Genomic DNA, 13,819 nt, shown 5'->3' with positions numbered 1-13,819 from the left:
GCGAGCTCTGGCTCGCTGAGGCGGACGCTTTTTGCGATGCGCTGCTCGCTGGCTCGGCTTCGGGGCTTGCCCCGGCGCCTGGCAGGCTGCGGTCCGCCCTCGGCCGCAGACTTCCCGTCCCGTGCCCCCTGGCGCGGGACGGGACCCGCCACCCCCGGGGCGGGCTCCGGTTCGGACGCACCCCCGACGGGGGAGTGTCCGAACCTCCAACTTGCTGCGCTGTTGGCTGGGGTGGGGGGCGTCTGGTGGCCGATGAGTGGGGGCTTCTCGTTTTCGTGCATGTGCGGGTGCTGCTCCTGTCGTGGAGGTGGTCAGACCGGCTGGCTCGGGACCAGTCGGGTATGCCTCAGGTGGTGCTGGTTGCCTCGTCGAGCTCGGCCTGTACCTGAAGGGTGAGTTCATCCCGGCGGACCCGGCCGATGGGCAGTCCGCGTGCGCGTACGGCCTTCTCGATGTGGCGGCTGGAGGCGCGGCCGTCGCGTCCGGTTGGGGCGTTACGGGCGATGACGAGGAGCTCGTCGAGCGGGACGGCAGGTTTGCGACCGGCGCGCTTCTTCGGTGGGGTCCGGGATTCCGCCACTTGCTCGACGCCTTGCGCCACTGTGTCGACGGAGGCTTGTTTCGCGGGTGCGCCCTCGCCGTGGCGGAGGCCGTCGGGAGTGGCCAAGGGGTGCTCCGGTAGGGGTGCGGTTCCGGAGTACACCACGGGGTTGTCGCGGTTGACCACAGAGCTTGTGGCGTCGGGGAGCGAGCCCTCGGGCGGGCTGCTGGCACCCGGATCCGGCATTGCGACGAGGCGGTGCACCTGGCGCATCAGGACGCCGAAGGCGAGCAGTGCAGCAGTCGGCGGGACGGCGGCGACCACGTAGTCGAGGACGGGGACCGGGGTGTCCCCGCTGCCGCTGACCCCGGCCACGTTGAGCGCGATGGAACCCACCGACCCGGCAGCGGTCAGCGCGATTGCCCAGCCGTCCGGCTCCCGGCGAAGGCCGGCATGGAGCATGAGCAGCTCGCCGATGACGATGAAGGTGTCCAGGGTCGCCGGCCAGGCCCACTGGCGGATGGGGGAGACCGCCAGGCCGTGGCGTCCGGCGACCTCGGCCAGGTGCGCGTACGAGAGCCAGAACGCGGCAGCGGTCAGCACGAGGATGAATGCGCCCGCTACGACGAGGACGTACTTCCCGGCAGCCTGGGTGCTGGGGTGGAGGTGGGAGACGGGTGTGGTGTTGGTGCTCAGAAGGGTGCTCCGTGTGGGTTTCTGGGGAGGCGATCACGGCGTTCACGTAGGGGGCGTACACGCGAGCCCCCTTCTAAAGGGGGGCTCGCGCGTGAACGCTCTGGCACGTGTACGGCGTGTACGGGTGCGTGATCGTCTGACCTGCGGGTTTGTGTGGATCGTGTACGGCGGCGAGACCGTGTGGGCGGGGGCGTGCCCCGGGGGCGCGTGTACGCCCCCGTGCACGGTTCGCAGGCCCCGACCGCAGAGCTAGGAGACGGCGCCGATGTGCCTGACGGAGGCGCGGTAGCGGGCCTGCTGGCCGCCTCCGCTGCCGCCTGCGGCGCCCTCGGCCTTGACCGCGAGTCCGGTCTTGACGAGGCGGTCCAGGGTGCGGCGGGCCTTCTCGGTGGCGGCGCGGTCGGGGTTGTTCTCGCCGCTCTGGATGAGGGCGAGTTCGCGGACGGTCAGTCCGTCGGGACGCTTGCGGAGGATCTCGACGGGGTCCAGCGCGGGGTCGACGCTGGTGGTGCCGCGCTCGTGGTCGTGGATCACCTGGAGCGGGCCGATCTCTCCGGTGGGCGTCTTCAGATGGTGGAGCGTGACGGCGAGGTCGCCGGCCTCTCCGCCCACGTACAGGACACTGCCCGCGCCGGAGACTATGTGCGTGGAGCCGTACACCCTGTCCAGAGTGGGCTTCTGGGCGCGCGGTGTGCCCTCGCCTGCCTTGCGCTGGTGGTGCAGCTCCAGGACCTCGACCCCTTCGCGCATGGCCCGTTGGCGGGCGTTGTTGTACGCGACTCCGAGGGCGTCGTCGACCAGGGTGCTCACCGCGTCCTTCAGGCTGTCGATCACGATCGTGTCGGCCCCGTGGGCATTGGCGAGGTCGGCCAGGAGGTCGGGCTCCTTGTCGAGCGTCGCTGGCAGTGGGCCCTGCCAGACGGCCAGCCCGTCTCGCAACCGCGTCTCGTGCTCGGGCTGGACACGGCGGGCCAGGGCGCGGGCGATCTGCTTGTACCGGTCCAGCGCCAGGTACAGCACCCGCTTGCCCGGTGCGACCGGCATGTCCAGGACGCTGTCGGCCAGGCCCAGGCGAGCGAAGATCACCTGGTGCGCGAGGGTCGTCTTACCGACGCCAGGAGCGCCGACGATCATCAGGCTCTCCCCGGAGGACCAGGCAGTCTGCTCGCGGGTACCCCACAGCGGGTCGGTGTCGGCGCCGGACTCGGTGACGAAGCTCCACCCGTCGGTGATGAACCGGGACAGCCGCCCCTGTCCGGACGCCAGGGCGCGCTCGCCCTCGGCGCGGACCTCGGCCGCGACCTCACTGCGGATCGAGTCGGGGTCGGCGCCCGGCTCCATGGTCCGCTGCACGGTGCGCATGCCGGAGGCGCGCAGGCGCCGCAGGTCCGCCTTCCTCCGCACGATCCCGGCGTAGTGGATCGCGCCGCCGACCGAAGGTGTGGCCTGCGCGAGTTGGTGGAGGTAGGACGCGCCTCCGATGCGATTCAGGTCGTCCTGCTCACGCAGCCGGTCGGCGAGCACGATCGGGTCGGTCGGCTTGTCCTTGCTGCGCAGGGCCAGGATCGCCCGCCACACCGTCTCGTGCGCTGGGCGGTAGAAGTCCGGACCCTCAAGGAGGTTGCGGACCGCGTCGATGATGTCGGCGCTGAACATGCAGGCGCCCAGGACCGCGGCCTCCGCGTCCGAGTCGTACGGCGGCACGGCGGTCATGTCGGTCGCGGCGAGCTGTGGCGGTTTCGGCGCGGGGTCGTCCATACTGGACAAGAAGCTCCTCTACGTGCGGGCCACATGGGACGGCAATCCCGGCCTCGCAGGTCAGTCGTTCAGGGATGGGCGGCGTGAGGTTTGCGCTTTGGGCCCCTCGGTGTTGGACCACCGGGGGGCTTTTTGCATGTCTGGCTACGGGATGGCGGGCTCCAGGGGATCGCTGCGGTCTTCTGGGGATGATCGAATCGTACCACAGATTCTGCGGTTCGCAGAGATCTATGCGAACCGCAGAAGATGATGTATGGTTTTGGCATGCCGCGAAACCGTGGCCGCCGCAGCGACAGGAAGGAGGGGTGATGCCGGACGACGAGAGCGACGCCCCCGAGGGGGTGCTGCTCAGCGGCGAGGAAAACGTCGCCGTGCGGATCAAGCTGGAGCGGGAGAAGCGCGGTTGGAGCACCACCGCGCTGTCCGACCTGCTCAACGAGGCGGGCTTCGACATGAACCCGTCCGCGGTCTGGCGCATCGAGAAGCGCAAGCGCCGGATCAACCTCGACGAGGCCATCGGCTTCGCCGAGATCTTCGGCGTCCCGCTCAGCAACTTCGTCGGGCCGCCGAGCCTGGCGGCGATGGGCCGCGCCATGGAGCTCATCGACAACGTGGTCGCCACCTACCGCGCCTCCGCGCGCGCCAGCTCCGAAGCCACCCAGGCGCGGGACGAACTCTCCGCCTACCTGAAGGACCACCCGGAGATCAGCACCGAGGCCGACGCGATGGTCTCCAACGCCATCGCCGCCGAGGTCATGAAGATCAACGCGGAACGGTACGGGCCCCCTCCCGGCGCGTAGCCGCCTTTCTCCACCCTGCTGCTCTGGGCCCGCAAACCTCCAGGTCGCAGCCGCAGTACCGCCCATCCCATCCCTGTACGACACGCCGCCCCGGCTCAGGGGGTTGCCGCCCCCGCTCCAGCCCGCGGCCAGAATCCGGAGCACTGCTTGCGCCACACGGCGATACCCCACACCTCCGCCCAGCGCCCCCGCACCGCGAAGGAGGTGACCACCCCCGACACCTTCCTCACCGTGGAGCAGGCCGCCGAACGCCTCGGCACCGGCGTGCGCTTCATCCGGCGCCTCATCCAAGAACGCCGCATCGGCTACGCCAAGTTCGGCAAGCACGTCCGCATCGCCGACAGCGTCCTGGCCGCATACATCGACGCGAGCACCGTCCCCACCCTCCGCGAAGCGCGCTCCCGCTTCGGGAAGGCGGCCTGATGGCGGCCCGCAAGCCGCAGCGGCGGCGCGAATTCGGTACCACTCGCCAGCTCCCGTCCGGCCGCTGGCAGGCGCGCTACTGGGCGCCCGACGGCAGCCGGCGCACCGCCCCCGAGACCTTCGCGACGAAGACCGACGCGCAGGACTGGCTCACCCTCACCAAGGCGGACATCCAGCGCAACCACTGGACTGACCCCGACGTGGGCAAGGTCAACTTCGAGGCATACGCGCTCAAGTGGGTCGACGAGCGCGGCCTCGCCGCCACCACGGACGAGCTGTACCGCCGCCTCCTGCGCCTGCACGTCCTTCCCGGCCTGGGCGACCTCGACCTGGACGAGATCACCCCGCCGACCGTGCGGACCTGGCGGGCCGAGCGCCTGACCGCCACCGGCGCGACGACGGTGGCCAAGTGCTACCGGCTGCTGAGGGCCATCATGGAGACGGCGACCGACGACGAGCTGATCCGCCGCAACCCGTGCCGCATCAGGGGCGCGGGAAGCGAGAAGGCCAAGGAGCGCCCGACCGCTACTGTCGCCCAGGTCGACGCCCTCGCCGAAGCCATGGGCCCGCGCTGGCGGCTGATGGTCTACTTCTGCGCCTACGGCCCGATGCGCCCGGAGGAGCAGGCAGCCCTGCGCCGGACCTCGGTCACCCTGGATCCCCTCGCCGTACGGATCACCGAGGCGGCCCCGGAGCTGAACACCGGCCGCCGCGTCGAGGGCGACACCAAGTCGTCGGCGGGCGTCCGCACCATCCACCTGCCGGCCTTCCTCTCCATGGAGGTCAAGCGGCACCTGGACTGGTTCGCGGAGAAGGAGCCCGACGGCCTGCTGTTCGTGGGGGAGAAGGGAGCACCGTTCCGGCGCACGTCCTTCGGCCGTAAATGGGCCAAGGCCCGAGCGAAGGTCGGCCTCCCAAAGGACTTTCGCTTCTACGACCTGCGCCACACCGGCCATACCCTCTCCACCCAGTCCGGTGCCACCCTCAAGGACACGATGGTCCGCGCCGGCCAGTCCTCGGAGAAGGCCGCGATGATCTACCAGCACTCCGACGACGAACGTCAGCAGGAGGTCGCCGTCGGCATCGATGCCAAGGTTCGCGGTGCTCGCCGCAAGGCTGAAGGGCAGCAGCCCAAGCGGGTTCGCGAGGCGTGATTACCAGAGCGGGGATGGTGCGGTGCCATCCCCGCTCTCTGTGCGAACTCGGCCGTGCTCATAGCTGCGCGCACGGGCGGCGAGCCGAGGATGGGACTCTCAGTCGCCCAGCCGGGTCTGGACCAGGTACTCGGCTTGCTCAGACAACTCCGCTCTCCGAGCCTGTTCGGCGGTGACTTCGATTTCTCTGCGCAGTGCGTGTTCGGTACGCAGCACTGTCGTTCTGGGGACCGGCACCCGCTGGCCGGGCCTCTCGGTGAACGGCTGTAGTTCACCCGCGATCTCGTGGGCATCGTCGGATGTGCCGCGGCGGAGTGAGAGGAACACGCGGGCGAGCCAGTCGGCGGGGATCTGCACCATGAAATCGGTCATGTTGGTGCAACGAGGTGGTCACTCGGCCGTGGCGCTCAACCGCCCGCCCGGCCGAGTGCGCAGAGAGCCCGGTACCACCCGAAGCCGATGACCGGCGAGGGCTGCCTGGGCCGGCTCCGCGCCCTCGGGCGACGTGACTGAGGCTTCGAGGACGGGGAGACGACCGTCGCGCCCGCCGTTTCAGAACGGCCGCGACACCCCGTGGGCGTATCCATCAGACACCCCCGACACTCGCTTGCCCCAGCTGCCACGCGCGGCCTCGTTGTTTGCCCCCGCACGGACGCAGTGGAGCCGGTGATGCGACCGCGGACGTGGGCAGCGCCCCGGTCACAGCGCCGTCGGCTCAGCCGATCCATCGGTCGGCCGGTGCGGTTCGGAAGTGGCTTGCGCGATGAGGAGAGCGACATCATCGTGGTCGTCGGGGTGCCTGAGGGAGTCCAGGAGCCACTGGCAGGTGACGTCCAGGGGTCGACGGGGTCCGTCGAGGGTGTGCACCAGGGTGTTCAGGCGTTCGTCGATGGGGTGGTGGCGGGTTTCGACGAGGCCGTCGGTGTAGAGGAGGAGTCGGTCGCCGGGGCTCAGGTCGAAGGCGGTGGTGCGGAAGGGGACGCCGCCGACGCCCAAGGGTGCGCCGGTGGGCAAGTCGAGCAGCCGGGGATGGCGGCCGGCTGCGGCGAGGACGGGCGGGAGGTGTCCGGCGTTGGCGATGTGGCATCGGTGGGCGTGGGGGTCGTAGACGGCGTAGATGCAGGTGGCGATGTAGTGCTCAAGCCCCTGCGTGATCTTGTCGAGGTGCTGGAGGACCTGGTCGGGGTCCAGGTCGAGGTCGGCGAAGGCGCACGTGGCGGTACGTAGCCGCCCCATGGTGGCAGCGGCGTCGATGCCGTTGCCCATGACGTCGCCGACGACCAGGGCGGTCTTGTCGCCGGTGAGGGGAATGACGTCGTACCAGTCGCCTCCCACCTCGTGGGATGCCTGGGCGGGCTGGTAGAGCGAGGCGATGTCCAGGCCGCGGGTTGGGGGCGGGTGGCTGGGCAGGAGGCTTCGCTGGAGGGTTTCGGAGGCGTTGCGGACGCTCTGGTGCCAGCGGGCATTGTCGATCGCGACGGCGGCGCGGGCGGCCAGCTCGCCGGCGAGGATCACGTCGTCTTCGTCGAAGGGGAGGGGGTTGCGGGCGCGCAGCAGGTCGAAGGCGCCGAGGACCTCGTTGTGGGCGATCAGCGGCACCGCGATGTAGGAGTGCGCGCCTGCCCGCGCAAGGGATGCCGCGGCATCGGTGTCGCGGGCAATGCGGAGAAAGTCTTCGCTGCTGATACGGCCCACGAGGACCGGCCGGCCGGTGTGGACGCACTGGGTGATCAGCCGGTCCGCGCCGTATGCCGCCAGATCGCCGACCTTGTCCGCGGCGGCGGCGGCCGCGGTCGGGTAGGCGGTGGCCACGGCGAGCGCACGGAAAACCTCCGGCCCGTCGTGCGGCCCGGAGGTACGGCGGAAGGCCAGCACGGCGTCCAGGATGTCCACGGCCGCGACATCTGCGAGATCGGGGACCGCGACCTGGGCCAGTTCCTGGGCGGTCTTTTCAACCTCCAGCGTGGTGCCGACGCGGGCGGAGGCTTCGGCGATCAAGCCCAGGCGCCGCCGGGCGCGGTCCGCCTCGGTCGCGGCCTGATGGCGTTCGCTGACGTCGATGACGGAGTACGCCACCCCGATCACCCGGCCGCTGGCTGCTTCGAGCCGGTAGTACGACACCGACCAGGCGTGATCGTGATCCGGGTCGGCGAGGGTGCGGCCGACGCTGTACTGGTCGATCAGCGGGGTGCCGGTGACCAGGACCTGGCGCAGCGCGGACTCGATGGTGTCGACGTCCAGGAAGAGCAGGATGTCGTGGGGGTGCCGGCCGACGTGGTCGGCGGCGGGCATGGCGTTGATGCGCTCCAGGGCGGGGTTCACAAGCACGTAGCGAAGGTCGGTATCCAGCAGGGCGATGCCGATGGGGGCCTGTGACACCAGGCGCTGGGACAGGGCCAGGTCGGTCTCCACCCGCTGCAGCGTGCTCTGGTCGGCGGCAATACCCAGGGCGTAGACGTCGCCGAGGTCGTCCAGCAGGCGCATGTTGCGGAACTCCACCAGGCGCGTGCTGCCGTCCTTGTATCGGATGGGGAACGCGCCTGCCCAGCTTGCCCCGGTGCTCATCACCTCGGCGAACAGCTTTGTCACCAGTTCCTGGTGCTCTTCGCGGACCAAGAGGTGTGCCGCGTGCCGGCCCAGAGCTTCCTCGGCGGTGTAGCCGAACACCTCGTCGGCCTGCGGGCTCCAGAACACGATCCGCCCGCGAGTGTCCAGCACGACCGCGGCCACGCTGAGCAGATCGAGCAGCCCTCCCGGCGGCGACGCCCCCTCCCGTCGGTTCTGCTCCTCATCCGGGAGCGGCTCGTGTGCACCCATCCCTGACGGCTCCCTCCTCGCGGAGCCCGCCCGCGGTACGGACCGGTTGAGGGCTTCGTTTCCATGCTGCCCCCGCAGCCGGTGCTCCACGACCGGTGGCGCACCGAGCGGCACCAGACGTCGCCGGCCGGGGCATGAGGCCGCCCGCCCGCGGGCCGATGCGCCCGGAGGAGCAGACGGCCCTGGTCCGGACCTCGGTCACCCTCGATCCGCTCGCCGTGCGGATCACTGGGGCTGTTCCGGAACTGAACGGTCCCAGTGTCGAGGGTGACACCAGGGGGCGCCCTGCCGCTTCGACGACCTCCGCCACACCGGCCACACGATGGTCCGCGCCGGCCAGTTCTCGGAGAAGGCCGCGACTCGCACGGGAAGCCTGACCTACATGCCGAGGGGAGGGAACGACCGAGTCGTTCCCTCCCGTCACCACCGGACCGTGGAGGCGATTGCCAAGGTCAAATGGGCTGGTCGTCCTGAGCAGCGCTGGTGGAGCCTCAAGCGCTGTGGCTTCCTCCCAAGCTTCGGTCCGGGGTCACCGGCGGTTCTGTGGGTGTGGATGAACATCCGGGCTTCGCCTTGCCCTCGGATGGTGGCAGGGCGCTACGTTCCTGGCATGACAGGGCGATTGCGGGAGCGGCGGCTGGCTTTGTGTGGGTCGCAGGAGGAGCTGGCCGCTGCTGCCGGCATGTCGCGGCAGTCGGTGGCCGCGCGCTGGGCGAAGGGGGGAAGGCCGTGATCGATACGACCTCGGACACGGCTCTGGTGAAAGCGGCACGGCTGCAATCGGCACCGCTGGTCTTCGGGGCCGGCGCCCTGGTGGGCGTGTTGGGCGGGATGATCGGTCTGGGTGGTGCGGAGTTTCGGCTGCCACTGCTGATCGGGATGTTTGGGTTCGCGGCACTTTCGGCGGTCATCCTGAACAAGGCGATGAGCCTGGTCGTTGTGATCACCGCTCTGCCCGCCCGGCTCGCTGTGGTGTCCTTCGGCGAACTGGGCTCCCACTGGGCCATTGCGGTCAACCTGCTGGCCGGGAGCCTGCTTGGCGCGTGGGCAGGAGCGTCGTGGGCGGTGCGGATGCGGTCCGCCACCCTCTACAAGGTCCTCGCCATCCTCATGGTGGGCATGGCCGCCGCCCTGGTGGTCACCCACACCACCGCCGTCGGTTCGCTCGATCTGCCCGGCCCGGTCCAGGTGGTGGCCGGCGTAGTGGCCGGGTTCGGCATCGGCGTGGTCGCCGCGATCATGGGCGTTGCCGGCGGCGAGCTGCTGATCCCCACGATCGTGCTGCTGTACGGAACCGACATCAAGCTCGCGGGAAGCCTGTCCCTGCTGGTGTCCCTGCCCACGATGCTCGTCGCGTTCGCCCGCTACAGCCGCGACGGCAGCTTCGCCGTCCTCGGCGCCAATCTCCGCTTCGCCGGAGTCATGGCAACGGGCTCGATCGTCGGCGCGCTACTGGGCGGGCTCCTGCTCGGGGTGATCCCCGACCTGGTCCTCATTCCCGCACTCGCGGTCATCCTGCTGATCTCGGCGGTCAAGGTCGCCCGCCACGAATGATCGTCAGAAGCCCTCGGCCAAGTGCCTCTTTGGGAGCGCGAATTCGCACACGCGTCGCCACTTGTGGCGCGGGTCACATGAAAGTCGTCTCGCGATTCGAGACGACTAGGCGCCCATGTGGTGCGAGTGGTGCACGAAAGGGCCTACGGCCAGGGGATTCCGGCGAGTTGGGGCACGCGGAGGGCGCGGCAAGGGCTGAGAGGTCTAGACAATGACGAAGCCCCAGGTCGCTGACCTGGGGCTTCGTGGAAGAGCGGATGACGGGAATCGAACCCGCGCTATAAGCTTGGGAAGCTCATGTTCTACCATTAAACTACATCCGCACAGCGTTCCAGTTGCCTGGAGCGGTATCGTTGTTCACTCTACCTCATGATCGACCCCCGGTGAATCTGCCGCGGGGTCGTTGTCGTGTGTGGTGTGCACGGGGGCGTGTACGTGCGGGAGTTGGGGCGTACGGTGTGGTGCGGAGCGGCGGCTGGAGCAGGCCCCGATCATCCCCTAATGTGGCGATTCGTCGCAGTACAGCTCATTGGGGAAAGGAACTCGATGGAGCACACCGTCGTCCGTTGTGCCGAAGGGCACGTTTTCAGTACCGCCTCCTTCCCGCTGCAGCACCTCGGTGCCGGCCGGATCGGGCCCGGGCGGCTGCTCCGGTGTCCGCGGTGCGCGCGGCTGAGGCAGGCCGTGCCCGTGGGCGGTGCCGTCAGGCGATAGGCCCGGTGTCGCGGGCGCGCGGGTGCGGCTCTCGATTGGGGGTGGCCCGCGCGCTCTGCGTATCCTCGGGGCGTGCTTCTCTCTGACAAAGACATCCGGGCCGAGATCGACAGCGGACGGGTTCGCATCGACCCGTTCGAGGAGTCGATGGTGCAGCCCTCCAGCATCGACGTACGCCTCGACCGGTTCTTCCGGGTGTTCGAGAACCACCGGTACGCCCACATCGATCCGGCGATCGAGCAGGCCGACCTGACCCGGATGGTCGAGCCGGACGGGGACGAAGCCTTCATCCTTCACCCCGGCGAGTTCGTGCTGGCCTCCACGTACGAGGTCATCTCGCTGCCCGACGACATCGCCTCCAGACTGGAGGGGAAGTCCAGTCTGGGCCGCCTCGGTCTGGTGACGCATTCGACGGCCGGGTTCATCGACCCCGGGTTCTCCGGCCACGTGACCCTGGAGCTGTCGAACCTCGCCACGCTGCCGATCAAGCTCTGGCCGGGCATGAAGATCGGGCAGCTGTGCATGTTCCGGCTCAGCTCGCCCGCGGAGTTCCCGTACGGCAGCGAGCGGTACGGGTCCAGGTACCAGGGTCAGCGCGGGCCGACCGCCTCGCGTTCCTTCCAGAACTTCCACCGCACCCAGGTGAGGCACGAGGCATGAGTGACGTAGTGCGCGAGAACCTCGACTACGAGGGGTTCGGGCGGGCTGTGCGGCAGCTCGCGCAGACCATCGCCGACGACGGGTACGAGCCCGACATCATCCTGAGCATCGCCCGCGGCGGGGTGTTCGTCGCCGGCGGGCTGGCGTACGCGCTGGACTGCAAGAACATCCACCTGGTGAACGTGGAGTTCTACACGGGTGTGGGCACCACCTTGGAGATGCCGGTCATGCTGGCGCCCGTCCCCGAGGCGATCGACTTCACCGACAAGAAGGTCCTCATCGCCGATGACGTGGCCGACACCGGCAAGACCCTGAAGCTCGTCCACGACTTCTGCCTCGGCCACGTCGCCGAGGTGCGGTCCGCCGTCATCTACGAGAAGTCCCACTCGCTCGTGAAGTGCGAGTACGTGTGGAAGAAGACCGACGAGTGGATCAACTTCCCGTGGTCGGTCGAGCCGCCCGTCGTGAAGCGTGAGGGTCAGGTCCTCGACGCCTGAGAGTGCCGAAGGGCCGCCGCGCAGTCGTTGCGCGGCGGCCCTTTCGTGTGTGTGCGTGTGTACGTGCGTGCGCTAGATCGTGCCCAGCTTGATGATCGACAGCAGGGCGATCAGCTGGATCGCGGACGCGCCCAGCGCCTTCGGCCACGGCAGGTCGTGCGACTTGCCGATCAGCGCCGTGAACAGGGCGCCGGCCGCCACCCAGGTGGCCCAGCCGAGGACCTGGACCAGCCCGTTGTCGCCGCCCAGGAACACGGCGAAGAGCAGGCGCGGGGCGTCCGTCAGCGACATGACCAGCATGGACAGGCCCACGGTGGGCTGCCAGGAGCCGTCGCCGCCCAGCTGGCGGGCCAGCGTGTGGGTGACCGCGCCCAGGAGCAGCCCGCAGATCACGAAGGCCACGCCCGCGGAGAGGACGATCGGCACGGCCTTCGAGAGGGTCGCGTTGATCACGTCCTTGCGGGCCTCGTCGAGGCCGAAGACCGCGAGGAGCCCGTAGAGGAAGGTCACGGTCAGCGCCGGCCCCCAGACGGCGTAGTCGCGCATCTGGAGGAAGGTCTGCCCCGGCCGCATCACGATGCCGCGCAGGAGCTCCTTCCACGGCAGCCGCGGGCCGGACGGGGCGGCCGCGGCCGCGCCCGCCTGGTACGTCGCGCCCTGGCTGTACGGGTCCTCGCCGACGGCGAAGACCTGGGTGTGCCCCGGGTTGTTGTCGTTGGTGTAGCCGCCGGGGCCGCCCTGGCCGTACGGGGCCTGCGGCGGCTGCTGCTGTCCGTACGGGTCGAAGTACTCGGGCTCGCCGTGCCCCCCGGCGCCCGGCTGCGGCCACTGCTGCTGCGGCGGCGGGCCTGCGGGAGGGTAGGGCTGCTGGCCGTACGGAGGCGGTTGCTGCTGTCCGTACGGCTGCTGCCGCGGGGGTTGTTGCGGGGTGCGGTTGTTGTCCCGGCCGCGTCCGATCCTGAATCCAGCCACGTGATCGAAAGTACCTGGTCCTGTCGCGCCCCGTGGACGGGCGGCCGGAACAGGGGGCCTTTGCGGCTGACCTGTGACATCCCCTAGGGGAGGGCAGGGTGTCCGGTTTACGCGTCTGCGTCGCATTCTGTGGGCCTTCGTTACGTTCCCTACGGAATACCCACATGTCCGGCCCGTAGCTTCGTGTCCGTCGACGCCCCGCAGAGCCAGCCCGGCGCCAGAGCACGAGCACGAGACCGAGCACGAGAAGAGCACCCACCATGCGCAGCACCCGCCGCACCACCCTCCGTACCGCCGTCGCCGTCGCCGGTACGGCCGCAGTCCTGGCCCTTCCGGTGGGATCCGCCTTTGCGGACTCCCCGGCCGTTCCGGAGCCGGAGGTGCTGCCCGGCGTCGAGCAGCCGCAGGTCGAGCCGACCGTCGACCCGTCCGTTCCGCCGGCGAAGCCGACGGAGCCCGCGAAGCCCACCGCTCCGCCGGTCAAGCCGACCGCCGGCGTCCGGGCGTACCTCACCACCGTGAAGCTGGCGGACGGCTCCGTCGCCAAGGTCTACAAGATCGGCCCCAACCACTTCGAGGCGGACGTCTTCGCCGGCTCCACCAAGCTCGACACCCTGGTCAGCAAGGGCGCCGCCGCCGCGTACGGCCAGAACAACGGGCTGCACGTCGTGCTCCAGCCGAACGGCACCGTGACCTCGTGGACGGACGGCGGGGAGCAGCCGAAGCCGCAGGTCAAGCCCGAGGTCAAGAAGGAGAGCTCCGTGCGGATCACCATGCCCGACGGCCGCGTCGCCAAGCTGGTCGACGGCTCGAACGGCAGGTACGTCAAGATCTCGATGCCGAACGGCAACTCCGTCGGCACCATCGACCTGAAGAACCCGAGCACGCAGAAGGACGGCTGGACGTACAAGCTCGTCCAGGACGGCAAGCGCGTGAAGTTCGTCGTCATCGACGGCAGGGGCGGCGGGAACAGCTGGGTGTACGACTTCAGCGGCAGGCTGATCGAGCAGTACACCGTCCAGAGGGAAGTGAAGAAGGACGCGAAGAAGGACGAGGCCAAGCCGGCCGTCGGGAAGGTCGTTCCGAAGGGCGGCGTCAAGGCCGGCGCCGAGGGGGTCACCCCGCCGAAGGGCGACACCCCGATGCTGCTCGCCGCGGGCGGCGGGATGGCCGCGGCGGGTGCGGCCGGCCTCGGCTTCGCGATGCTGCGCCGCCGGTCCTCCTGACGCGGCC

The 13,819-nt window shown here is 69.7% G+C and carries 12 protein-coding genes and 1 tRNA gene; 7 read left to right on the top strand and 6 right to left on the bottom strand.

Going from position 1 to position 13,819, the window contains the following annotated elements:
- Positions 1–346 precede the first annotated feature (346 nt).
- Together ACIPUC_RS18780 and ACIPUC_RS18775 are read right to left on the bottom strand one after the other, a co-directional pair.
- The gene (locus ACIPUC_RS18780) at positions 347–1,144 is read right to left on the bottom strand and encodes a DUF2637 domain-containing protein (protein WP_446590672.1); all 798 of its coding nucleotides are present in this window, start codon (positions 1,142–1,144) and stop codon (positions 347–349) included.
- A gap of 342 nt (positions 1,145–1,486) precedes the next feature.
- On the bottom strand, positions 1,487–2,995 hold the full coding sequence (locus tag ACIPUC_RS18775; protein WP_446591158.1) for a DnaB-like helicase N-terminal domain-containing protein: 1,509 nt from the start codon (positions 2,993–2,995) through the stop codon (positions 1,487–1,489).
- A 308-nt stretch (positions 2,996–3,303) separates the two neighbouring features.
- Between ACIPUC_RS18775 and ACIPUC_RS18770 the strand changes: the two genes are divergently transcribed.
- From ACIPUC_RS18770 to ACIPUC_RS18760, 3 genes are all read left to right on the top strand, one after another.
- The gene (locus ACIPUC_RS18770; RefSeq protein ID WP_446590670.1) at positions 3,304–3,795 is read left to right on the top strand and encodes a helix-turn-helix domain-containing protein; all 492 of its coding nucleotides are present in this window, start codon (positions 3,304–3,306) and stop codon (positions 3,793–3,795) included.
- Positions 3,796–3,942: 147 nt separating this feature from the next.
- Positions 3,943–4,218, top strand: a complete 276-nt coding sequence (locus tag ACIPUC_RS18765; RefSeq protein ID WP_446590668.1) for a helix-turn-helix domain-containing protein — start codon at positions 3,943–3,945, stop codon at positions 4,216–4,218.
- On the top strand, positions 4,218–5,372 hold the full coding sequence (locus tag ACIPUC_RS18760; RefSeq protein WP_446590666.1) for a tyrosine-type recombinase/integrase: 1,155 nt from the start codon (positions 4,218–4,220) through the stop codon (positions 5,370–5,372). The genes ACIPUC_RS18765 and ACIPUC_RS18760 overlap by 1 nt, the downstream gene beginning before the upstream one ends.
- Positions 5,373–5,471: 99 nt before the next feature.
- Here ACIPUC_RS18760 and ACIPUC_RS18755 read toward each other — a convergent pair whose 3' ends face one another.
- Positions 5,472–5,744, bottom strand: coding sequence for a hypothetical protein (locus ACIPUC_RS18755; protein WP_446590665.1), 273 nt, complete (start codon positions 5,742–5,744; stop codon positions 5,472–5,474).
- Between the two features lie 327 nt (positions 5,745–6,071).
- Positions 6,072–8,189 carry a SpoIIE family protein phosphatase gene (locus tag ACIPUC_RS18750; RefSeq protein WP_446590664.1) on the bottom strand — a complete coding sequence of 706 codons (2,118 nt, stop codon included), beginning with the start codon at positions 8,187–8,189 and terminating at the stop codon, positions 6,072–6,074.
- A gap of 729 nt (positions 8,190–8,918) precedes the next feature.
- Here ACIPUC_RS18750 and ACIPUC_RS18745 point away from each other — a divergent pair.
- Positions 8,919–9,743: a sulfite exporter TauE/SafE family protein gene (locus ACIPUC_RS18745; protein ID WP_446590663.1), complete on the top strand. Its 825-nt coding sequence runs from the start codon at positions 8,919–8,921 to the stop codon at positions 9,741–9,743.
- 252 nt (positions 9,744–9,995) lie between these two features.
- Here the strand turns inward: ACIPUC_RS18745 and ACIPUC_RS18740 are convergent.
- Positions 9,996–10,066: transfer RNA gene (locus tag ACIPUC_RS18740), tRNA-Gly, on the bottom strand.
- Between the two features lie 463 nt (positions 10,067–10,529).
- Here ACIPUC_RS18740 and dcd point away from each other — a divergent pair.
- Together dcd and ACIPUC_RS18730 are read left to right on the top strand one after the other, a co-directional pair.
- Positions 10,530–11,117 carry a dCTP deaminase gene (gene dcd / locus ACIPUC_RS18735; RefSeq protein WP_446590662.1) on the top strand — a complete coding sequence of 196 codons (588 nt, stop codon included), beginning with the start codon at positions 10,530–10,532 and terminating at the stop codon, positions 11,115–11,117.
- Positions 11,114–11,614: a phosphoribosyltransferase gene (locus ACIPUC_RS18730; protein WP_215016038.1), complete on the top strand. Its 501-nt coding sequence runs from the start codon at positions 11,114–11,116 to the stop codon at positions 11,612–11,614. Before dcd ends, ACIPUC_RS18730 begins: the two co-directional genes overlap by 4 nt.
- 72 nt (positions 11,615–11,686) lie before the next feature.
- Here ACIPUC_RS18730 and ACIPUC_RS18725 read toward each other — a convergent pair whose 3' ends face one another.
- Positions 11,687–12,586, bottom strand: a complete 900-nt coding sequence (locus ACIPUC_RS18725; protein ID WP_446590660.1) for a Yip1 family protein — start codon at positions 12,584–12,586, stop codon at positions 11,687–11,689.
- A gap of 260 nt (positions 12,587–12,846) precedes the next feature.
- Here ACIPUC_RS18725 and ACIPUC_RS18720 point away from each other — a divergent pair, with 260 nt between their 5' ends.
- Positions 12,847–13,812: a hypothetical protein gene (locus ACIPUC_RS18720; protein ID WP_446590658.1), complete on the top strand. Its 966-nt coding sequence runs from the start codon at positions 12,847–12,849 to the stop codon at positions 13,810–13,812.
- Positions 13,813–13,819 lie beyond the last annotated feature (7 nt).

This window comes from Streptomyces sp. LARHCF249 (assembly GCF_052871255.1).
The sequence above is the reverse complement of the archived record's forward strand: the minus strand, read 5'-3'. Positions and strand labels throughout refer to the sequence as shown.